Origin of the sequence: Prevotella herbatica (assembly GCF_017347605.1) — a bacterium.
In the GTDB taxonomy this organism is placed as follows: Bacteria; Bacteroidota; Bacteroidia; order Bacteroidales; family Bacteroidaceae; genus Prevotella; species Prevotella herbatica.
In genome coordinates, this window is the sequence record NZ_AP024484.1 from 2,182,318 (window position 1) to 2,204,695 (window position 22,378).

The window sequence follows — 22,378 nt, forward strand, 5'->3', positions numbered from 1 at the left end:
TGTAAATCCGAATATCTTTGCACTATGTTTTTCATAGTATTAGATTTAAGGTTAACAAGGTCGGAGTACAGCGGTACTCCTTTTTTTATGCCCTAAAGACTATATTTCTGTGGCAATAACGTGTATTTCGTAATTTGTGGTAATGTTATTAAAACAAAATAGAGAAAACTTTATTTTATATTTTGTTTTTCCCACATCTTGTTTTATCTTTGCATAAGATATAGATTTATTAGACATATCTAGTTGTCAGTCGAACTTATCTATATGTTGAAATTTAAATAACATAATGAAGAAAATACTAAGTCTGCTCTTTTTAATTATTATTTCAGAGAGTAGTTTCTCACAAGGTTATCGTAATCCGATTATTCCTGGTTATCATCCTGATCCAAGTGTGTGCAGGGTGGGAGATGATTTTTATTTGGTTAATTCTTCTTTTCAGTATTTCCCAGGTGTTCCTGTTTTTCATAGTAAAGACTTGATAAATTGGGAACAGATTGGAAATGTATTGACACGTGATTCTCAGATCCCATTGAAAGGAGCTTCGTCGTGGTTGGGAATATATGCGCCAACGATAAGATATAATAATGGAATATATTATATGATAACGACTAATGTCGGTAATGGTGGTAACTTTCTGGTTACAGCAACGAATCCGGCAGGACCTTGGAGCGAACCAGTTTGGTTGTCTCAACAAGGTATAGACCCTTCATTATATTTTGAAAATGGCAAGGTTTATATGTGTTCAAATCCTGGTGATGCAGTATGGCTTAGTGAAATAGATATCAATACAGGAAAGCAGTTATCGAAGAGCCGTATTCTTTGGCAGGGTGATGGAGGAAGATATCCTGAAGGTCCCCACATATACAAGAAAGACGGTTATTACTATCTTTTGATTTCAGAGGGTGGAACGGAATTAGCTCATCATCTTACGATTGCTCGCAGTCGTGACATCTATGGACCCTATGAGAGCAATCCTGCTAATCCGATATTGACAAACTGTAGTAGAAAAGGACAGAATATGCAGATTCAAGGCACAGGACATGGTGATTTCATCCAGTCACAGGATGGTCGCTGGTGGATTGTATTCCTTGCTTACCGTAATTTTGGTGGAAGTTATCATCATCTTGGACGTGAAACTTGCCTTGCACCTGTAGAATGGAAAACAGGTGAATGGCCAGTCATAAATGGTGGAAATCCTATAGACACATTGATGAATGCAGTGACTTTAAAAGAGCATAAGGTACCCCATGCTCTGCCACTTGACTTTAATCGCTCGGATTTAGGACCTGAGTATATACATATACAGAATCCTATCTCTGGAAACTACGTTTTCAATGGTAATAAACTTGTGCTTAAAGGGCATGGTAGCTTATCTGAAAATAAGCAACCGACATTTGTTGGCAAACGACAGGAACAGGTTTATGGAAGTGTTGAATTCCGTGTTCATCCAAAAGATAATGCCGAAGGTGGCTTGTCTGTATATCAGATAAATGACGGACATTATGATTTGTTTGTCAAAGATGGTCGTGTATCTCTTCGTTGTAAACTTAAAAATATAGATTATATCGTAAAATCAGATAAGATTTGGTCTGAATGGACGAATCTTCGAGTCTCATATAATGACAAAATGTATAAGTTTGAATACAGTGATGATGGAACCTCATATAAGTCGTTAGGTGAATTGAATTGTAGTCTTCTGGGTTCTGAAGTTGCAGGAGGGTTCACGGGAGTTGTCATTGGAATGTATGCAGATGGTGGAAAAGTTGACTTCGCAGAATAATATTAATGAGTAAAAATAATAATAACATATATAGTCTGTTATGGCAAAGACAAAATTAACAAGTAAACAGTATTTTATACCATTTGTTCTTATAACATCCTTATTCTTTCTTTGGGGATTTGCAAGAGCTATTTTAGATGTATTAAACAAGCATTTCCAAAATTCACTTGATATTAGTATCACCCAGTCTTCATTGATACAGGTGACAACTTATTTTGGATATTTCCTTATGGCGATACCTGCCGGATGGTTTATCAACCGTAATGGTTATCGGCTCGGTGTAGTAATAGGACTCTTATTGTTTGGAATTGGTGCCTTGATGTTTATACCATGTGCAGCAATGGATACTTTCTTCGCATACTTGATTGCGTTATTCATTATCGGATGTGGTCTAGTATTTTTGGAAACCTCTGCAAATCCGTATGTGACCGAATTGGGAGACAAAGAAACCGGAACAAGTAGATTGAATTTTTCTCAATCTTTTAATGGTCTTGGAAGCCTTTTCGCAACATTTGCAATCGGTCAGTTTTTTTTCAATGGATCGTCAGAAGGCGATGATGTAGTTGTACCTTATACAATACTAGGAATTTTAGTTCTTGTTATTGCTATTGTGTTTTCACGAGTAGAATTACCTGAAATACAGCATGAGGAAACTGATGAAGACCGTAGTCGAGGTACACGTATAATGAAGCTTTTCCGTCATCATCCAATGTTTGTGTTTGGACTTTTTGCCCTGTTGGCTTATGAGGTAGCAGAAATTTCTATAAACAGTTACTTCATAAACTTTGTTACAGGTCAAGGTTGGATGGATGATAATATAGCGAGCATTGTACTTACTGTTGCATTGGCATTCTTTATGATTGGGCGTTTTTTGGGTAGCTGGATTATGCGTCGCATTCCTGCAGAGATTATGTTGCTTGTATGTGCTGCTGGAAGTGTGTTGTGTATGATATTTGTATTGTTTGATCTTGGTAAGTTGTCAATGATCGCTATTGTATGCAATTATCTTTTTGAGGCAATAATGTTCCCTACAATATTCTCACTTGCACTTAGCGGATTAGGTAATCTCAAAATGAGTGCATCCTCTTTGCTTATGATGACTCCTATTGGTGGTTGTGGTTTCATGCTTATGGGAATTGTAGCAGATAATACCAATTTGGTTATTCCGTTTATCATACCATTATTCGGCTATATTGTAGTATTGTTGTTCGCTTCTGAACTTACGAGAAAGAATGGAACGATGTTGCGTCGTAATCCAATATGGAATAAATTTAAGTCTTGAAACCCATAAAGAATTGTGACTGGTTCTTACAAAAAATAGATTTTCTTTTTTGCAACCTCTGTTTTGCAAAACAAGATTTTGAGGACTTGATTTAAAACAATATTAAATTTTTTAACCTCTTTGTGATGGTAAAAAACAAGTGAACATTTTGTACCATCAAAAGAAAATGTTAAATTTGCAGTCACAAAGGTTTTTAAAAAGATTATTTTTTAATTATAATAAAATTATGGCAGTTAGTTACAAAGATTTAGGTCTCGTAAATACTCGCGAGATGTTTAAGAGAGCCATCAATGGCGGTTATGCAATTCCAGCATTTAACTTCAATAACATGGAGCAGCTCCAAGCCATCATAAAGGCTTCTTCAGAGCTCAAGTCACCGGTTATCCTTCAGGTTTCTAAGGGTGCCCGTAACTATGCAAACCAGACTCTTCTTCGCTATATGGCACAGGGTGCTGTTGAGTATGCAAAGGAACTTGGTTGTGCTCATCCTGAGATCGTTCTTCACCTTGACCACGGAGATAGCTTCGAGATTTGCAAGAGTTGTGTAGACTTCGGTTTCTCTTCTGTAATGATCGATGGTTCAGCTCTTCCTTATGAGGAGAATATTGCTTTGACAAAGAAGGTTGTTGACTATGCTCATCAGTTTGATGTAACTGTAGAAGGTGAACTTGGTGTCCTCGCTGGTGTTGAGGATGACGTAGTTGCTGAGGTTTCTCATTATACAAAGCCAGAGGAAGTTATCGACTTCGCTACACGTACAGGCGTTGACTCTTTGGCTATTTCTATTGGTACTTCACATGGTGCTTACAAGTTCAAGCCAGAGCAGTGCACACGTGACCCTAAGACAGGTAAGTTGGTTCCTCCTCCATTGGCATTCGACGTTCTCGATGCAGTAATGGAGAAATTGCCAGGTTTCCCAATCGTTCTTCATGGTTCTTCTTCTGTACCACAGGAGTATGTTGACATGATCAATGAAAACGGTGGTAAGTTGCCAGACGCAGTTGGTATCCCAGAGGAGCAGCTTCGTAAGGCTTCTAAGAGCGCAGTTTGCAAAATCAACATCGATTCAGACTCTCGTCTTGCTTTCACTGCTGCAGTTCGTAAGGTATTTGCAGACAAGCCAAGTGAGTTCGATCCACGTAAGTTCTGTGGTCCAGCTCGTGACGAAATGGAGAAGATGTACAAGCACAAGATTGTTGATGTATTGGCATCTGATAACAAACTTGCTCAGTAAGCAATTCGTTGACTTAAATATAGGTCAATAAAAATATAGCGGAAACAGTAATGTTTCCGCTTTTTTAATTATATTTGTCGCATGGAAACAAGATTAACAGAACTTTCGTCTAACTATGATCACCTTGAGAAGAAGACCATAGAAGAGATTACTGCCGATATCAACCATGAGAATATATCTGTTCCTATGGCTATTAACAAGGCGTTGCCACAGATAAATACTCTGATTACAGAAATTCTTTCTCGCTTAAAGTTGGGAGGTAGGCTATTTTATTGTGGTTGCGGAACTGGTGGAAGACTTGCCACCCTTGATACTATTGAGGTGCAAAACACCTTTGGTACAGATGGACGTCAGATTCAGGCTATTTTCCCAGGTGGAATAAAGGATCTTACACAAACTCGTGAGTCACGTGAAGATGACCTTGATAATGGTTGGCAGCAGCTTGTTGAGAGAGGCGCAACTGATGATGATATTGTTGTTGGTTTTTCTGCCAGCGGTACTACTCCTTTCGTACTGTCAACATTGAAATGGTGTCGTAGTCATGGTATAGTAACAGGTTGTGTTGTAAATAATGTAGATAGCGTTATTTCTCATGAGGTTGATTTTCCTGTTGAGGTTATTACAGGTCCTGAATTTGTTACAGGGAGCACCCGCATGAAGGGCGGTACTTCTCAGAAGTTAGTTCTTGATATGATTAGTACAACTCTTATGATTCAGCTTGGTAGAGTGGAAGGAAACAAAATGGTTAATGTTAAACTTATGAATGCTAAACTCATGGACAGAGCCGCTCGAATATTTATGGAACGTAATCCACATATTAATGATTATGATTATGTGGTTTCTTTACTAAAAAAATACGGTGGTATAAAACAAGCTGAACATTATTTGAAATCGTTGAGTGATTAGCATTTGTCACTTAGATAATACTTGGAACGATTTAAAATTTATGTAGTATAATGAAACTTCAGATTACTCACTAAAGCTACAAATACAAAATGTATGTAATCTAAAAAAACTCTTGTTATGTGATTATTGATTTTTTACCGTATAATTATCAATGAAAAGATATCTTTTGTTTTAAAAACTGTTATCGCACACAGAAGGATACATGCTTTTTTAGCTATTTTTGTTTCTACATTCAATCCACTTTTATCCTATTGTTGCCAGAATGTAATATGTTGATTATTAGTGCTTTACCTTTCTAGTGCCTATATTTTTATCCACTTTTGTGTTTTTGAAAAGTACGGAGTTTTCAAATTTGTTCTATATTTGCATAGTTGAAAATAACTAATAACTAATATTTAAAATTGTTAATCAAAAGTTTTAAGCATGAAACAATCTAGACTATTACTCTTGTTTGTGGCTTTACTTGTATCAGCGATGTCATTTGCTCAGAATAAGCTTTATTCAGGCACAGTCGTTGACGGTCAAGGTGAGCCTATCATTGGTGCATCGGTTGTTCAGCAGGGAACCTCACAAGGTTCAGTTACTGACATTGATGGAAATTTCAAAGTTTCCGTGGCACCAGGTTCGACGCTAGTCATATCTTATATAGGATATGATACACAGCGTGTTAAAGTAGCGGACAATCTTCACATTGTATTAAAAGAAAGTTCTGCATCATTGGATGAAGTTGTTGTTGTTGGTTATGGCGTTCAGAAAAAGAGTGTCGTTACAGCAGCTATTGCGAAGGTTTCAGCTTCTGATCTTGCTAATACAGCTCCAGTTCGTATGGACAATGCTTTGAAGGGACTTGCTGCAGGTGTTAATGTAACATCTTCATCTGGTCAGCCTGGAGAAGCAGCGCGTATTCGTATTCGTGGTACAGGTACTATCAATAATTCCGACCCTCTTTATATTGTAGATGGTATGCCTATTGAAGGTGGTCTTGATTTCGTTAATCCTAATGATATTGAGAGCATCGAAGTATTGAAAGATGCTGCTTCTGGTGCTATCTATGGTGCACGTGCTGCCAATGGTGTTGTCTTGGTGACAACAAAGAAAGGAAAAGTTGGCAAAGCACAGATCAACTATAATTTCTCTTATGGTTGGCAAAGTGCTTGGAAACATCGTGACGTAGTTAATGCTACAGATTATGCTATATTGCAGAATGAAAAGTATACCAATGCTGGACAAGCTGCTCCATATGCAGATCCTTATAAGTTGATTGATACAAACGGTAATGCCATTACTGGTAATGGAACTGATTGGCAAAACCTTGTATTTAATGATAATGCCCCAGTTGTAAACCATGATGTTTCAATTAGTGGAGCTTCTGATGCTGTCAACTATTATTTGTCAGCTGGTTATTATTCACAGGATGGTATTATTGGTGGAAATTACGGACAGTCAAATTATGACCGTCTTACATTGCGTAGTAATACACAGTATAAACTTATTGACGCAACAAAGCAGCGTGACTATCTTAATACATTGACTCTTAATGTGAATATGTCATACATGCGTACACATAGCACTGGTATATCAACTAACTCTGAATTTGGATCAGTACTTGGTTCTGCATTGTATATGTCACCACTTATGTCACCAGTTGCTCTTGGTTCTGTTGCTACATCAATGATTGACAAGTATTCAGCATATGATTTGGCAAGAGACCCTGAAGGTAATCCTTATACAGTTGTCGGCTATTTCGGAACTTATCAGGAAATGAACAATCCTCTAGCTATGATGCAGGTAAATCCTACTCGTTACTGGAGTCATAAATTTGTTCCAAAGTTCTCTGTTGACTTAGGTATATGGGATAATATTAAATACCATTTTACATATAGTGCAGATTTAGCTTTCTGGGGAAATAATGGTGCAACAACATCATTGTATTATCTTTCAGGAAACAACAATGCTACTCATACAAGTGCGAGTGCTTCATCTAACAAGAGCACTACATGGCAGGTAGAAAATACCTTGACATGGGATAAAACGATTGGTAAGCATACTATTGGTGTAGTTCTTGGTCAGTCAGCTTTGAAGTATAAAGGTGATTATATTGGCGGTAATCGTTGGAATTTGGTAAATGTAGACAAACCTTCTATTGATTACGCTACTGGATCATTGGTTCTCACAAAGGATGATGCTGGTAATATTACTGGTGGAACTGTTCAGTATGGTGTTTATGGTGGTTTCAATACAGAGCACAGAATTTCTTCATTATTTGGTCGTTTGAGTTACAACTATGATGAGAAATATATGGCTCAGGCAACTATTCGTCGTGATGGTTCAAGTCGTTTTGGTTCTAATCACAAATATGGTACCTTCCCTTCTTTCTCTGTTGGATGGAATATCATGAATGAAGATTTCATGAAAGTAACTAAAGATTGGTTGTCAAATCTTAAGGTTCGTTTCAGTTGGGGTAAGAATGGTAATGATAATATTCCTGATTTTGGTTACACATCACTTACAGCAATGGGTAATAACTACCTCTTCGGTCAGGTTGCACAGAAAACAAATGGTTCAAAGGCAACAAGACTTCCTAACCCTGATTTGAAATGGGAGGAAAGCGAACAGACTGATATTGGTCTTGACTTAGGATTCCTTGGCAATGCCCTTACTTTCTCTGCAGACTATTATGTAAAGAAAACAAATGGAATGATCATTTCTCGTCCAATACCAAGTTATGTTGGTGAAACAGCTCCTCTTGCTAATGTCGGTGATATGACAAACAGGGGTATTGAATTTGAACTTGGCTACAGATGGCATGTTGCCGATGCACAATTCGGAATCAAAGGTAACGCAACTTATCTTCATAATGAATTGACAAATCTTGGTAATAGCACAGGTTATATAGACCTTGATAGTTTCCAAGGCATCTCTGGTGGTGGAACACGTGGATCTAATGGTCTACCTTTCCCTTATTTCTTTGGTTATAAGACTGCTGGAATTTTCCAGAATGTGGCAGATGTAAAAGCTTATACAAATTCAAAGGGTCAAATGATTCAGCCAAAGGCTGTTCCTGGTGATGTGCGTTTCGTTGATGTAAATGGTGATGGTCAGATAACATCTGATGACCGTACAAACATCGGTAATGGTACTCCTGATTGGACATTTGGTTTGAAGTTTGATGCATCTTGGAAAAATTTTGATTTTAATATATTTGTTCAAGGTGTAAGTGGTGCCGACGTATTTGACGCAACATATCGTTCTGATATCTACTCAGGTAACTATCCTTCATGGATGCTACAGCGTTGGACAGGTGAAGGTACATCAAACAAGTATCCTCGTTTGGTTCTTGGCGATACAAACAACTGGGTTGTGTCAGACCTTTATGTTCATGATGGATCTTATTTCCGTATTAAGGACATATCTTTGGGTTATACAATACCAAGTACGATAACCAAGAAATTCTTTATTGATCGTATTCGTTTCTACGTAATGGCAGAGAATCTTGTTACATGGACAAAATATTGGGGCTTTGATCCAGAAATCTCTTCAGGTGGAACTTCTCTTGGTATAGACCGTGGTATTTATCCGCAGGCTCGTACTTGGACTATTGGTGTAAATGTAACGTTCTAAATCTTAATCAAGACTACAATTATGAAAAAAAATAAATTAATATTTTTAGGTTTACTGGGCGTTTCGGTAATGCTAACGACCAGTTGCAACGATAGTTTTCTCAACGTTGAGAATCCTGCAGGCGAACCTTTGGAAGAATATTATACAACAGATGCCCATATTCAAGAGGCTGTCGTGGCTGCTTATGATCCTATGCATTGGCCAGATTGGGGACTAGGACAGTATAATGCCCTAAACATAGATGCAGAGATTATGGGTGATGATTTCTGGGTTGGTGGTAGTAATATTAGTGATATGCAGAATTGGCACAAACTCTTTAACTATGAAGGTGATGCCAACAATACTTTAAGTTCACTTTGGACCGTTGACTATTCTGGTATCAAGCGTTGTAATGATGTTATAAAATATTTAGGTTATGCTGCTGGTAATCTTACGGATACCAATAAAAAGTGGTATGAGATGCAAGCCCGTACATTGCGCGTATTTTATTACAATATGTTGTGGCACTACTTTGGAAATATTCCTTTCTATCTTACGAATATGGAAGCTCCCTATAAAGCTCCTCAGCTGAAAGCCGATGATGTTTACAGTCAACTTATCGTAGAGTTGGAAGACATTCTGAAAAATGGTGATTTGCCAATGAAAATGTCTAAAACATCAGATTATGGTCGTGTAACAAAGGCTTTTGCTATTATGATGTATGCAGAAATGGTAATGTATCAGAATGATCAATCACGTTATGCTACAGCCTTGACTTATCTTAATGAAATAATCAGTAGTAAGAAGTATCAACTCAATCCTAAATTTGGTGATATCTGGGCTGAAAGTGGCGAATGGTGTGATGAGTCAATATTTGAAATCAATTATGAAGAATCTATTTCTGAACGCGACTGGGGATCTCCTTTAGCTATTGGCGGAACAGTTCTTCCTACACTTATAAGTCCTAACAGTTGGCCAGGCGGTGATGGTTGGTCAAAGGGCCAGGATGGTTGGGGATTCCTCCCTGTACGTCTTGAGACTTATGCCCTCTATAATGATAATGATACCCGACGTAGCGCTACAATCTGGGATGTTAGAGGTACAGATTATACAGCCCGTTATCAGGATACGCATCTTTGGCTAGCAAAGTATCGTCCTTTCGATGCAAACAATGCAAATTGCCCAACATCAAAGAACCTTAACTATAATAACAATTATCGTTACTATCGTTATGCTGAGACATTGCTTGATGCTGCTGAATTATCACTTAGAACAGGTGGTTCTGAAACAGGAGACGCAAAGACTTGGCTTAATCAAGTACATACTAGAGCTGGACTTGGAGAATTGAGCAAGGCTACTCTTGACGATGTTTTGAAAGAGCGTCATCTTGAATTTATTGGTGAGGGTAAACGTTATTGGGATCTTGTTCGTACAGGTGAAGCTGCAAAGGTTTTAACTCCTGATAAATATGGTTATCGTACGAATAGTTGGACTGAAAGCAAAAAGTATATTCCTATCGCACAAGGTGAATTGGATACCGACCCAGCTTTGGTTCAGAACAAATATTAATCAAAAAGAGGAAAGAATATGAAAAATATTTTTAAATATCTGACAAGCTTCATGTTTTTGGGACTGCTCTTTACTGCTTGTTCTCCAGAAACCTTTGATGGCGCTGATGCCAACGGTATACCTTCAATATCAGATGCAGATTATACTGTTGCTGTAGATCAGTCGACGAATAATGTAACATTCCAATTAAATAACAAAGGTTGTTATCCTGTTTGGAATATACAGGGACCACCTGATGTTAAGACTACCGTAAATGGTTATGAGAAAAAATACATATTGGCTGGTACTTATAATTATACATTGCAGCTTGGAAACAAAAATGGATTTAGTGACGGTGTAGTCAAGGGTACATTCAAGATTGATTCTACTCGTTATGACTTTGGTCCAACTCTTGCTAATCTTACAGCAGGTGGCACTAAGGAATGGCGTATCTCAAGTAAGGATGCTGCTCATCTTGCATGTGGTGCTTCTGGTACAGACGGCACAGGATGGTGGAAAGCAATACCAGATGAGAAATCAGCTAATGGTGTTTATGATGACCGCATTACTTTTGACAATAATAATGCCTATACTTATAGTGCTGGTGTTGATGGAAAGACATTCTGTAATCACGATGTTACCGCATTTGGGATAAGTTCAAGTTCTGATTATGATGTTGTGGCTACAACTTTCCCGGATGTTAATACCACTGCAAAATATTCTTTGGGATATGATGATGCCGCTGGTATGGTTACGATAACCTTGCCTGCCAAAACTCTATTCCCATATATGGCAGACCAAAAGATGATGACTGGTCCTGAAACATTTAAGATTGCAAGTTTGACTAGTAAGAAGATGACTCTGATTTATGATGTGCCTGGTACTATTGCATGGCAGATTATATTGATAAATGGTGCTGATGAAGCTGTAGAAGCCTTCGACCCAGACAAGATTAACTGGTGTGAAGTAAACTCAGATCTGAATCTTGGTAAGGCATTTAATACAGCAGGCAAGATGAGTTTCTTCTGGTCAGACAATGATGCATGGACGCAGACAGCTGATCCAGGATTCGCTTATGCTGACGGAACCTATACAATCACAGTTCCTTATGCAACAAATGCTGAATGGAAAGGTCAATGTACAATAAATACGGTTCCAATTTCAATCGCAAAGGATAATAACTATGACTATAGTTTCACGATCAATGCTAGTCAGGATATACAAAGAATGACTTTCAAGGTTAATAAGGATCCTGATATAAAAGATGATCCTACAACTGCTTTTTATAATGGATCTATTAGCTTGAAGAAGGGTGATAACCTTGTTCGTTTCGCTAAAGAAATATCAAAGTTTGATTTCGATCAAGGTAAGATCGTCTTTGACTTTGGTGGAGCTCCTGCAAATGCTGTTCTGAAAATCAGTAACATCATTATTCAGAAACATAATCCAAAATAATCATTATGAAATATGGAAAGACAGAGGGTGGTTAGCTTCATCCTCGTCTTTCCTTTTAAAGTTTTACAACTATAATAAATTATACAAATGAAGCATTCTATAAAACTTTTGACCCTTCTCTTGGCGGTTATTCCTTTTATATCATGTAGCAGTGATAATGGAGGTAGCACAGTTAATGAAGCAAATATCACTTGTAGTATTGACCATATTTCAGCTTCAGCTTATAGCAAGACTTACAATATTGATGTGACTTGCTCACGTGGAGAGTGGACTGCTTATGCATCTCCTTCAGACTGGATGGCTGTCACCGTAACTGGTTCTAATTCAAAAACAGGAACTGTTGCTGTGACCATTAATGACAATACTACTAGTGATTCTCGCACCGGTGAAATTATTGTAAAGTCAGGAACAACTCGTTATACAGTTCCTGTTACTCAAGCAGCTCCTTTAAAGGCATCGGTCAACAGTTTGGAACTTATGTCTAAGGGTGAATCTCAGGATGTTGTCATTACAGGAAATGCTAATTGGACAGTTTCGTCTTCAGAAAGCTGGCTCACTGCAACAAAGGGTAGTAGCGGTCAACTTACAATAACAGCCAGAGCAAATCAAAATCTGATTTCACGTACAGCAAAAGTAGTTGTTAATGAAGGTGACGGTACTGGTAGTTTAACAATTAATGTATCTCAGGAAAGTGCATCAGACGATAATGTTACAATTCCTGCAGGTTATAAGCTGGTTTGGCATGATGAATTTAATGATGGTACAACGTTGAATAATGATTGGACCCATGAATCACAGCCATCTGGTTGGGTAAATAATGAATTACAAAACTATATAAATAGCAATAGTGTTACAAATCTTTCAGACGGTAAATTAAATATAAATTGCTATAAGGGTAGCGATGGAAAGATATATTCTGGTCGTGTATATGCAAAAGCAGCTACAGGTTGGAGATATGGATATTTTGAGGCAAGAATAAAGTTACCAAAAGGCAAGGGCACATGGCCAGCTTTTTGGATGATGCCTTCTAATAATAATTTTACGACAAATCCTTGGCCTGCATGTGGAGAAATAGATATAATGGAAGAAGTTGGCGTTGATGCAAATATTGTTTCTTCAACTATTCATTGCACAAAATACAACAATAATAATACCGCCATAGAACATGCAAGTAAACTTGTGGATTCTGCTGAATCTGAATATCATGTATATGGTTGTGAATGGAGTCCAGAATTTATTAGTTTTCTGGTTGATGGTGTGCAGATATTGAAATATAATAACGATGGCACTAAAGAAGGTTGGCCTTTCAATACTGAATTTTATCCGATATTAAATCTAGCCTGGGGTGGTGACTGGGGCGGCTATAAAGGTGTTGACAATACAGCTTTGCCAACTACAATGAAAGTTGATTATTTACGTATATTTCAAAAGTAATAAATGTTTATCAGGATATGAATAAGAAAACAATAGTAATTCTGGCTATGTCTCTTCTTGCAATAAATGTCGGAGCACAGACAGAACAAATGAATAAATTCATTGATGGCTTGATGTCAAAAATGACTTTACGTGAAAAAATAGGTCAGTTAAATCTTATGGTTGCCGGTGATATTACTACAGGTGGTGCGATGGATACCAAGGTTGGTAGTGGAGTCGCTGACGGTTCTATAGGTGGTGTCTTTAATGTTAAGGGTGTGGATAAGATTCGCGCCCTTCAGGATATAGCTGTTAAGAAGACAAAGCATGGAATTCCACTTATAGTCGGAATGGATGTTGTTCATGGATATGAAACAATTTTTCCAATTCCACTTGCTCTTTCTGCTAGTTGGGATCTTCAGGCTATTGAGCGTTGTGCTCAGATTTCAGCGATGGAAGCAAGTGCAGATGGCATAAACTGGACATATTCTCCAATGGTAGATATTGCTCTCGACCAACGTTGGGGCCGTGTTTCTGAGGGTGCTGGTGAAGATCCATATCTAGGTTCACGTATTGCAGAAACTATGGTTCGTGGATATCAAGGTGATTATAGCAAGAACTATAACATTATGGCTTGCCTTAAACATTTTGCTCTTTATGGAGCTGTGGAATCTGGAAAAGAATATAATACTGTTGATATGAGTAAAGTTCGCATGTATAATCAGTATTTTCCTCCATACAAAGCTGCCGTTGAAGCTGGTGTCGGTAGTGTGATGTCATCTTTCAATCTTATTGATGGCATTCCTGCTACTGCTAGCAATTGGTTGCTCAATGAAGTGTTGCGCAAACAGTGGAAGTTTGACGGATTTGTTGTTACCGATTATGGTTCTATTGGAGAAATGGAAGCTCATGGCTTGGGTGATTTGAAGAGTAATTCAGCTATGGCTCTTAAGGCAGGCACTGATATGGATATGTGTTCACAAGGATTTATAAAAACTTTGGAACAAAGCGTGAATGATGGTTCAGTTTCTGTTTCAGATATTGATACTGCATGTCGCAGAGTCCTTGAGGCAAAATATAAACTTGGTTTGTTTCAAGACCCATATAAATATTTGGATAGCAAGCGCAGAAAGAAAGAAATATTTACTCAACAGAATAGAGATGAAGCTAGAAAAATTGCAGCTGAGACTTTTGTGTTGTTGAAAAATAAAGATAATATTCTTCCACTTAAGCATAGTCAGAAAGTCGCACTTGTTGGTCCGCTTGCAGATTCACGTATTAATATGGCTGGTACGTGGTGCGTAGCTTATACTCCTGATAGGTATAGTACACTGCGTGAAATTATGAAACCTGACTATTATGCTCAGGGCTCTAATGTGTATGCTGATGAGGCTACACAGAAAGCTGGTGAATTTGGAAAATCAATAAAACGTATTAATGATGCCGCTGCTTTAAAAGAGGCTCTTGATGCAGCGAATAAGGCAGATGTTATTGTGGCAGCGCTTGGTGAAACTGCAGAGATGAGTGGCGAATGTGCCAGCAGAAGCGATTTGTCATTGCCTGACGTTCAAAAGAATCTTCTGAAAGAACTTGTTGCTACTGGCAAACCAGTTATTTTGCTAAATTTCTCAGGACGTGCCACAGAAATGAAGTGGGAAAGTGAGAATGTCGATGCCATTATGAATGTATGGTTTGGAGGTTCAGAAACAGCAAGTGCGATATGTGATGTGTTATATGGTGATGTTAATCCAAGTGGAAAACTTACCGTAAGTATGCCACAATCTACAGGGCAGGAACCTCTGTATTATAATCATCTACCAACAGGTCGCCCAGTGGCAGAGAACTCTAAAAGTTTTGTCAAATATGCAAGCAATTACCTTGATGTGCGCAATGATGCTTTATACCCATTCGGATATGGTTTGAGTTATACAACTTTTTCATATAGTGATATTCGTTTAAGTTCAAACGAAATGACACGTGACGGTAGTATTAAGGCTACTGTTACAGTTACCAACACTGGTAACAGAGATGGTGACGAAATAGTACAATTATATATACATGATAAGGTGGCGAGTATCTCTCGTCCTGTTAGAGAACTTAAAGGTTTTAAGAGAATACATCTTAAGGCTGGTGAAAGCAAGGAAGTTAGTTTTGATATTACTCCTGATTTATTAAAATTCTATGATGTAAATCTCAAAGAAGTTTTAGAACCAGGACAGTTTGATTTGATGATTGGCACAAGCAGTTTGAATAATAAGAGTACATTATTTACGGTTAATTAGATTGAATAATCCCATCTTGACAACTGTCTTGATGGGATTTTTATGTGCAATATTTTGCATTTGCTGATAAAAAGTCTATCTTTGCAACATATAATTTGCATCAAGCGTGACATGAATACATTTTCCATGAGAAAGAATATTTTATTATTAATCCTGTTTTTTATATGCATAAATGCATTTTCGCAATCCCATAATCTAGATTCAATATATAGTTGTCTGGATTATGAAATAATACATGCAAATAAATATGTAGCCAAAAAGAAGGCTGTTATAAATATATTAAAAAAGCAGTTGGAAAAAGCATCTGATAATACGTTGAAATATGCCGTTTGTTATCAGCTTTATGAAGAGTATAAACCATTTGAAAACAAAATGGCTATGTATTATTTGGAGAGATGTCGCCATATTGCTGAAGCAAGTAATAATAGGAATAACGTAAATGAATGCTTGGCAAGACTTTCTCTGTGCTGCTCAAATACAGGTCTGTATGATGAAGCTGAAAAATTTTTATTGCAGATAAATGTTGATGAGCTGAACAAAAGTGGACTCGCTGTGTATTATCATGCACAGTATATTCTTAATAATCAATTAGCATATTATACCAGTGTTGAATCCATGAAGCAAATATATAATGATAAATCTAAGGAATTTGAAAATAAATTGTTGGCATGTCTACCTGTTCATAACAATTTAAGGTATCAAGTTTTGGAACTAAAACTTATATCAGAAGGTAAAATGCATCAATCAATGAAACTTAGCACAGAATGGCTTCATCACGTAAGGAAAGGATCTCATGAATATGCGATGATGGCTCTGTTCAGATATTTGGAGTACAAAGCTGTTCGTGACACAGCAAATATGATGTATTGGATAGCTGAGTCTGCGCTTGCTGATGTGCGTAATGGAGTTATGGATCAGGGGTCCATGTGGGAAATCGCGAATCAGCTGGAGGGATCTGGAGATATAGAACGTAGTTATCATTATATAACTTTTACTAGTGATTGTGCAAATATATATGATTCACGTCAGAGAAGATGGCAGATTTCACCTTTGCTTGCAAGAATAGCAAAGAAGTATAAAACAGAAAGTGAACATAAGAATAACCAGTTGTTAATGGTTGCTTTATTTTCAGCTCTGTTGGCATTCATGTTTCTTGTTTCTGTATTTTATGTTAATAGTCAGCGTAAGCGACTGGCTTTGACAGGAAGAAAACTAAAGTATTCAAATGCCCAGTTACATGAAATTAATTCAAAACTATCTGAACTAAATCGGCAGTTAGCTTCGAGTATAGCAAAACTAGGTGAGTCTAATCGTGTGAAAGAGGAGTATATTGGACGGTTTATGGGATTGTGCTCGTTGTATGTAGACAAGATTGAGGATTTCCGTAGAATGGTGAACAAGAGGGTAAAGAATAGACAGTTTGAAGAGCTGTTTAAGGAAACAAGGTCTACCTCTTTAAAGGAAAAGGAACTTGACGAATTATATACAAACTTTGATGATGCTTTTCTTCATTTGTTTCCTACTTTTGTAGAGGAATTTAATGCTTTGCTTATCCCTAAAGAGAGAATTATGCTCACTGATGATGGGCACATGCCTGTATCTCTTCGCATCTTTGCATTGATAAGAGTTGGCATAGAGGATAGCTCAAAGATTGCAGAGTTCTTGCATTATTCTGTAAATACAATTTATAATTATAAAGCACGTGTGAAGAATAGTGCGATAAGTGATCGTGAGGATTTTGAAAAAAGGATAAAGAAACTTGGTGCGCAAAATAATGATTGATATTATGCGATTATTATTCGACATTATAAATAAAAATTATTAAATTTGCAGCCAAAAATCTGAATAACGTGCATATAGCAATAGCTGGAAACATCGGAAGCGGTAAAACTACACTCACGGAACTGCTGGCAAAATATTATGGTTGGGCTCCTAAATATGAGGCTGTAGACTATAATCCATATCTTGAGGACTATTATAAAAATATTCCAAGATGGTCGTTTAATATGGAAGTGTTTTTCCTTAAAGAGCGGTTCAAGGATCTGCTTAATATGAAACAAGAAGCAACCGCCAAAACTACTATTCAGGATAGGTCTATTTATGAAGGTGTATATGTGTTTACAGCTAACAATTATAAGATGGGCAATCTGGACCAGCGTGATTTTGATACCTATATGGAACTTTTTAATTCCATGACAATGGTTCTTGACTATCCCGATCTAATGATTTATCTTAAATCGAGTGTTCCGCATTTGGTGAAGAATATCCAAAAGCGTGGACGCGACTATGAACAGAAAATACCTTTGGAGTATCTTGAAAATTTAAATGGATTATACAAAGACTTTATATATAATAAGTATAAAGGAAAACTGCTTGTAGTGGATGTTGATGATATTGATTATCAAAACAACAAAAAAGATTTTGCGGGAATAATAGACAGGATTGACGCAACATTGTTCGGACTCTTTTAATTAATTGAAAATTATTTTATTATGCATATAGCAATAGCTGGAAATATCGGTAGTGGCAAGACTACGCTTACAAAAATGCTTGCCAAGAGATTTGGATGGAACCCTAGATTTGAACCTGTTGATAATAATCCGTATTTGGCTGATTTTTATGTTGATATGAAAAGATGGTCATTCAATCTACAGGTGTATTTTCTCAATAAGCGTTTTAAGGAGGTTGTTGAAATATCAAAGAGCGAGGAGACTATTATTCAGGACCGTACTATTTTTGAGGATGCTTGCATCTTTGCTCCTAATCTTCATGGTATGGGAATGATGAGTGATCGTGACTTCGCTAACTATTCTGATCTATTCGATCTTATGATTTCGCTTGTAGACTTACCTGATTTAATGATTTATATCCGTTCTAGTATTCCTACTCTTGTTAGTCATATTGAGAAGCGTGGAAGGGATTTTGAGAAGAGCATCCGTATTGATTATCTTACAGGACTTAATAATAGATATGAGAATTGGATAAAGGGTTATAAGGGACACCTGATAATAATAGATGGTGACAATGTTGATTTTGAAAACCGCCCACAGGATTTCCAAATAATCACAGATCAGATTGATGCTGAATTATATGGATTGTTCCCAATAAAATAGAAAGAAATATTAAATGTAATCAGCATGACTAATGCTTGTTACATTTAAACCATTACAAAATAAACAAAGATGGCTAAGAACATTACATACTGGGTTCTTAGCCATTTTTTATCCAGTTTGTAATTATAGAAATATACATATTTGCTGATATGTTTTTTCTTGCAAGGCATTTTACTTAATCCATTGGTAAATTATTTGCTTTTTTGTTATTTAGCTACGAAGCTACTGCATATCTGGCAAAGCTTATAAACGTAGGGCAGAGGACTATATGCAGCTTGTAGAATTTAGCAACGCCATGCTACGTAAACTTGTGTTGTTTTAACGATGGGATGTGTTATATAAGTAAATTTTTCAAAGAACCGTTGACTATATCTGAGGGACTGAGGATGTTTAAATAGATACAGTAAACAGAATCAGAATTATCAAGCTTGTTAAACTATTCTGCCGAATCCCGCTGAATTCTCGGCAAAGATACTGCGAAAAATTTGTCCATGCAATCAGAATTAGGTTAGCTTGTTAGCCAAAGTTTTAATTACTGGGTTGCAATACATTGTAATACACGTGCGCATGTATGCGCACACTCTGAGTTTTTCGTAAAAACAAGTGTCGAAGTGTCTATCTATTGATTCTCAACTTATTAGAACTCTTTTCGGGTCGAATTAAGTGTCGGTTATTCGTCGGTAAAATATGGGTGAAATTTTCCTCATATTGCATTGTGCTTTACGAAGGATTTCGATGCGTTTTGCGATGTTTTGCAATCCGTTTTACGAAGAAATGCATTACGTTTTGCGATGCTTTAGAAGGTAAAACATCGTAGAAACGTCTGCGTTTCTACGTGCAAACGTTTCCGTTTCTATATAGAAACGAATGCAAAACTCGATATTTGACGGTCGGGTCACCGTCACTTTAATTAGTTAAATTCGTCGATAAAATGTTGATATTCACTACGTTGACATTTCGACACTTATATTTTTCAAAACCCTTAGTGCGCGCGTATGCACGAACATTATATATGCAGAAATATATCTCAATTATGAATTCAGAGTTAGCGTGACGCTGATGAAATGATATGTTTAATAAAATGGAGTTACCAGATTTATCCAATAACTCCATTTTATTTTATTCTAAAGGCTCTGTCTTTAGTTCGTCTGCATTTCCTGTAACAGGATTAAGTACAATATGGGTGGTGAATTTTTTTCCAAAGAGTTCGCCACTTATTGATTCCGTACGACCGAATTGTGCAGCATATATATCAAAGCTTTTGTAAGGCTTGTTGCCGTCATACAATGATAAACGTATACTTCCTGGTAGATTTACGTAAACGCCACAATCGTCTTTACTCTTCTTTGTATCAATATCAAGTTTGAGTGGTGGAATGCTATGTAGGTCAGTAACACTTATGTAGATAGGTCGTCCAGACAAATCATCTGAATCAACGAATCCTAACTTACGAGAGAAGCGGAATAAAACCTGTTTGTTTACTTCTTTTTCAGGAATGAAAGTTATAACTTTCTCGATGGTATCTTTTACAATTGTACCTTCAAATACTTGCATCAGGGCATTTTCTTGTTTATTCAGGTTTGCAAGCATAATCTTTAATTGCTCTCCATCTTTTGGCATGAAGTCAGCTTCACCACGTGACAATTGATTTCTGCTCTCGCGAATATCATAAATGTCCTGTGCAATAAGTTCTGCCATTTTTGCTTTTGAACCAGCAGAAAGAATATCGGAATTCATAAAATCACGTGGATTCACAGCTGCTGGTTTTGGAGATGCTTTGAAGTCCTTTACAATTTCTATTGTTTTAGGTTCCGCATTTATAGCCAGTAGCATCCCATTGGCATATTTGTTAATGCGAATGATGCTATGCTTTTTATCAACAATTGCAGTATGTTGCTTTGTCGTGTCTGGTATGCCGTAGCTGTTGCTAGTAGTATTTAGAATACGATATGCGACCGACGGATTTTCGTCCGTGTTCTGCATCTTCATATATTTCTCTGCATATACAGCCAGTTCGCCTGGAGTATATGTAGTCTTCTCTATAAGTATTCTGAATTGCACGGCAGTCTTAGGAAGAAAATACGTTGTTCCTTCTACTGGTTGTTGTGCATTGGCATTAAGAGCCATGGCACATAATATAAAAGTAATTATCTTTTTCATATTAATCATTTATTCTTTTAAATGCCAGAGGCAAATATTTGATTATATCACTTGCAATAAGACACTCTTTCCCTAGCTCATGTGCAGCAAGGTCACCTGCCAATCCATGCAGATACATTCCAACAATACAAGCGTCTTTTCTTGAGTATCCCCGTGCGAGAAGACCTGTTATTATTCCTGTCAGTACGTCTCCGCTACCAGCTGTTGCCATTCCCGAATTACCCGTAGAATTAAATATCACGTTCCCGTCTGGTAAACAAAGTGCAGAATAATGTCCCTTTAGTATAATAAATGAGTGAAGATGTTCTGCCAATCGTCTTGCTTTAGATAGTCTTTCGTAACATCCGTTACTTATATTGCCATCTATGCGGTCAAACTCCTTTGGATGCGGTGTCATAATTATTTCTTGCGGTAACTGCTGCATCCACGCCCTGTGACTTCCTAAAATATTAAGAGCATCAGCATCAGCTACGATAGGACATTGAGCACGGCGCAACTGTGCTATAAGAGCAATAGCTGTTGTCTCGTTTTGTCCTATGCCTGGACCTATACCCAATACCTCAAAATCATCGGTGTCAACAGGTTCAGAATATATTGTTTCTTCCTGATCCAACTGCATAACAGCCTCAGGAACAGAAATCTGCAATATATCGTAATTGCGTTTTGGAGAATGCACTACTACTTTTCCTGCTCCGGATCTCAGACATGCTTTTGATGCAAGCACTGCAGCACCAGCCATACCATAACTTCCTGCAATAAGAAGAGCTGTTCCCATATTGCCTTTGTGGGCAAAGTCATTACGATCTTTTATTCTTGTGCGTACATCGTTTTCCTCTAATACATAGTGTTGGCAGCATGTGTTGCCAATATACTCATGAGACAACCTTATATCCAGCACCCTTACTTCACCAAGGTATTGCTGACAATCAGCCAAAAGCATACATAGTTTAAGCTGTTGTAAGGTGAAAGTGATATCGGCTCGCATAATATTTTGTCTAATGTTGTATGTGTTGTCTTCTGCCATTAGTCCAGAAGGAAGGTCTATGCTTACAACTTTTGACTTGCTTTGGTTAATGTATCTTACCAATGATGCAAATCCACCGGCAAGAGGCTTATTTAATCCACTGCCGAATAATCCGTCAACAACAACTGTCTCTGCATCTAACTGTGGAGGGTCAAAATTGAGATTGATTTCATTAAAGGCCTTTATATGCTTACATTCAGCAATTTTTTTCTTGTTGTTTTCGCAATCGTCAGACAAATGGTTGTGTATATTAAAAAGATAAACACTCACCTGGTATCCGTTTTCAGCCATCATGCGTGCAACGGCAAGTGCATCACCTCCATTATTACCTGGACCGGCGAATACAACGAATGGTGTTTTTGTAGTCCAAATATTGGTGATAGCGTGTGTCAAAGCCTTTGCCGCTCTCTCCATAAGGTCGATAGAGGAAATAGGCTCATGCTCTATAGTATAATTGTCCAACTCATGTATTTGAGTACTATTAAATATCTTCATAATGCTGCAAAAATACAAAATTAATGCTAATCGGTAGGTATAGTTCCACATATTTTTAGTAATTTTGCAACAAAATATTTTAATTC

At 37.2% G+C, this 22,378-nt stretch carries 14 protein-coding genes; 12 read left to right on the plus strand and 2 right to left on the minus strand.

Going from position 1 to position 22,378, the window contains the following annotated elements; genetic code table 11:
* The first annotated feature begins 286 nt into the window (after nucleotides 1-286).
* The 12 genes from prwr041_RS08075 (at nucleotide 287) to prwr041_RS08130 (ending at nucleotide 18,613) form a co-directional block, all read left to right on the plus strand.
* Entirely contained in the window at nucleotides 287-1,780 is a 1,494-nt protein-coding gene (locus tag prwr041_RS08075; RefSeq protein WP_207153309.1) for a glycoside hydrolase family 43 protein, read from the plus strand.
* Between the two features lie 40 nt (nucleotides 1,781-1,820).
* On the plus strand, nucleotides 1,821-3,062 hold the full coding sequence (locus prwr041_RS08080; protein ID WP_207153310.1) for a sugar MFS transporter: 1,242 nt from the start codon (nucleotides 1,821-1,823) through the stop codon (nucleotides 3,060-3,062).
* Between the two features lie 226 nt (nucleotides 3,063-3,288).
* Nucleotides 3,289-4,296: a class II fructose-bisphosphate aldolase gene (locus prwr041_RS08085; RefSeq protein WP_207153311.1), complete on the plus strand. Its 1,008-nt coding sequence runs from the start codon at nucleotides 3,289-3,291 to the stop codon at nucleotides 4,294-4,296.
* A gap of 81 nt (nucleotides 4,297-4,377) precedes the next feature.
* On the plus strand, nucleotides 4,378-5,202 hold the full coding sequence (locus tag prwr041_RS08090) for an N-acetylmuramic acid 6-phosphate etherase (RefSeq protein ID WP_207153312.1): 825 nt from the start codon (nucleotides 4,378-4,380) through the stop codon (nucleotides 5,200-5,202).
* 423 nt (nucleotides 5,203-5,625) lie between these two features.
* Nucleotides 5,626-8,823 carry a SusC/RagA family TonB-linked outer membrane protein gene (locus prwr041_RS08095; protein ID WP_207153313.1) on the plus strand — a complete coding sequence of 1,066 codons (3,198 nt, stop codon included), beginning with the start codon at nucleotides 5,626-5,628 and terminating at the stop codon, nucleotides 8,821-8,823.
* 21 nt (nucleotides 8,824-8,844) lie between these two features.
* On the plus strand, nucleotides 8,845-10,371 hold the full coding sequence (locus prwr041_RS08100) for a RagB/SusD family nutrient uptake outer membrane protein (RefSeq protein ID WP_207153314.1): 1,527 nt from the start codon (nucleotides 8,845-8,847) through the stop codon (nucleotides 10,369-10,371).
* Nucleotides 10,372-10,389: 18 nt separating this feature from the next.
* On the plus strand, nucleotides 10,390-11,805 hold the full coding sequence (locus tag prwr041_RS08105) for a hypothetical protein (protein WP_207153315.1): 1,416 nt from the start codon (nucleotides 10,390-10,392) through the stop codon (nucleotides 11,803-11,805).
* Between the two features lie 87 nt (nucleotides 11,806-11,892).
* Entirely contained in the window at nucleotides 11,893-13,239 is a 1,347-nt protein-coding gene (locus prwr041_RS08110; RefSeq protein ID WP_207153316.1) for a family 16 glycosylhydrolase, read from the plus strand.
* Between the two features lie 17 nt (nucleotides 13,240-13,256).
* Nucleotides 13,257-15,500: a beta-glucosidase BglX gene (bglX, locus tag prwr041_RS08115; protein WP_207153317.1), complete on the plus strand. Its 2,244-nt coding sequence runs from the start codon at nucleotides 13,257-13,259 to the stop codon at nucleotides 15,498-15,500.
* 291 nt (nucleotides 15,501-15,791) lie between these two features.
* The gene (locus tag prwr041_RS08120; protein ID WP_237072181.1) at nucleotides 15,792-17,282 is read left to right on the plus strand and encodes a DUF6377 domain-containing protein; all 1,491 of its coding nucleotides are present in this window, start codon (nucleotides 15,792-15,794) and stop codon (nucleotides 17,280-17,282) included.
* Nucleotides 17,283-17,350: 68 nt separating this feature from the next.
* Nucleotides 17,351-17,971 (plus strand): deoxynucleoside kinase, encoded by a 621-nt coding sequence (locus tag prwr041_RS08125; protein ID WP_207153319.1) that lies wholly within the window; start codon nucleotides 17,351-17,353, stop codon nucleotides 17,969-17,971.
* A gap of 21 nt (nucleotides 17,972-17,992) precedes the next feature.
* Nucleotides 17,993-18,613 carry a deoxynucleoside kinase gene (locus prwr041_RS08130; protein ID WP_207153320.1) on the plus strand — a complete coding sequence of 207 codons (621 nt, stop codon included), beginning with the start codon at nucleotides 17,993-17,995 and terminating at the stop codon, nucleotides 18,611-18,613.
* 1,119 nt (nucleotides 18,614-19,732) lie between these two features.
* On the opposite strand, the gene prwr041_RS08135 is transcribed toward prwr041_RS08130, so the two are convergent.
* Both prwr041_RS08135 and prwr041_RS08140 read right to left on the minus strand, forming a co-directional pair.
* The gene (locus prwr041_RS08135) at nucleotides 19,733-20,773 is read right to left on the minus strand and encodes a DUF4831 family protein (RefSeq protein ID WP_207153321.1); all 1,041 of its coding nucleotides are present in this window, start codon (nucleotides 20,771-20,773) and stop codon (nucleotides 19,733-19,735) included.
* A gap of 1 nt (nucleotide 20,774) precedes the next feature.
* Nucleotides 20,775-22,292: an NAD(P)H-hydrate dehydratase gene (locus tag prwr041_RS08140; protein WP_207153322.1), complete on the minus strand. Its 1,518-nt coding sequence runs from the start codon at nucleotides 22,290-22,292 to the stop codon at nucleotides 20,775-20,777.
* Nucleotides 22,293-22,378 lie beyond the last annotated feature (86 nt).

What these genes read in the sequence shown, in the direction of transcription:
- bglX (WP_207153317.1), top strand. Translation starts at nt 13,257, where the DNA reads ATGAATAAGAAAACAATAGTAATTCTGGCTATGTCTCTTCTTGCAATA.
- prwr041_RS08085 (WP_207153311.1), top strand. Translation starts at nt 3,289, where the DNA reads ATGGCAGTTAGTTACAAAGATTTAGGTCTCGTAAATACTCGCGAGATG.
- prwr041_RS08100 (WP_207153314.1), top strand. Translation starts at nt 8,845, where the DNA reads ATGAAAAAAAATAAATTAATATTTTTAGGTTTACTGGGCGTTTCGGTA.
- prwr041_RS08140 (WP_207153322.1), bottom strand. Translation starts at nt 22,292, where the DNA reads ATGAAGATATTTAATAGTACTCAAATACATGAGTTGGACAATTATACT.
- prwr041_RS08135 (WP_207153321.1), bottom strand. Translation starts at nt 20,773, where the DNA reads ATGAAAAAGATAATTACTTTTATATTATGTGCCATGGCTCTTAATGCC.
- prwr041_RS08080 (WP_207153310.1), top strand. Translation starts at nt 1,821, where the DNA reads ATGGCAAAGACAAAATTAACAAGTAAACAGTATTTTATACCATTTGTT.
- prwr041_RS08105 (WP_207153315.1), top strand. Translation starts at nt 10,390, where the DNA reads ATGAAAAATATTTTTAAATATCTGACAAGCTTCATGTTTTTGGGACTG.
- prwr041_RS08090 (WP_207153312.1), top strand. Translation starts at nt 4,378, where the DNA reads ATGGAAACAAGATTAACAGAACTTTCGTCTAACTATGATCACCTTGAG.
- prwr041_RS08110 (WP_207153316.1), top strand. Translation starts at nt 11,893, where the DNA reads ATGAAGCATTCTATAAAACTTTTGACCCTTCTCTTGGCGGTTATTCCT.
- prwr041_RS08095 (WP_207153313.1), top strand. Translation starts at nt 5,626, where the DNA reads ATGAAACAATCTAGACTATTACTCTTGTTTGTGGCTTTACTTGTATCA.
- prwr041_RS08075 (WP_207153309.1), top strand. Translation starts at nt 287, where the DNA reads ATGAAGAAAATACTAAGTCTGCTCTTTTTAATTATTATTTCAGAGAGT.
- prwr041_RS08130 (WP_207153320.1), top strand. Translation starts at nt 17,993, where the DNA reads ATGCATATAGCAATAGCTGGAAATATCGGTAGTGGCAAGACTACGCTT.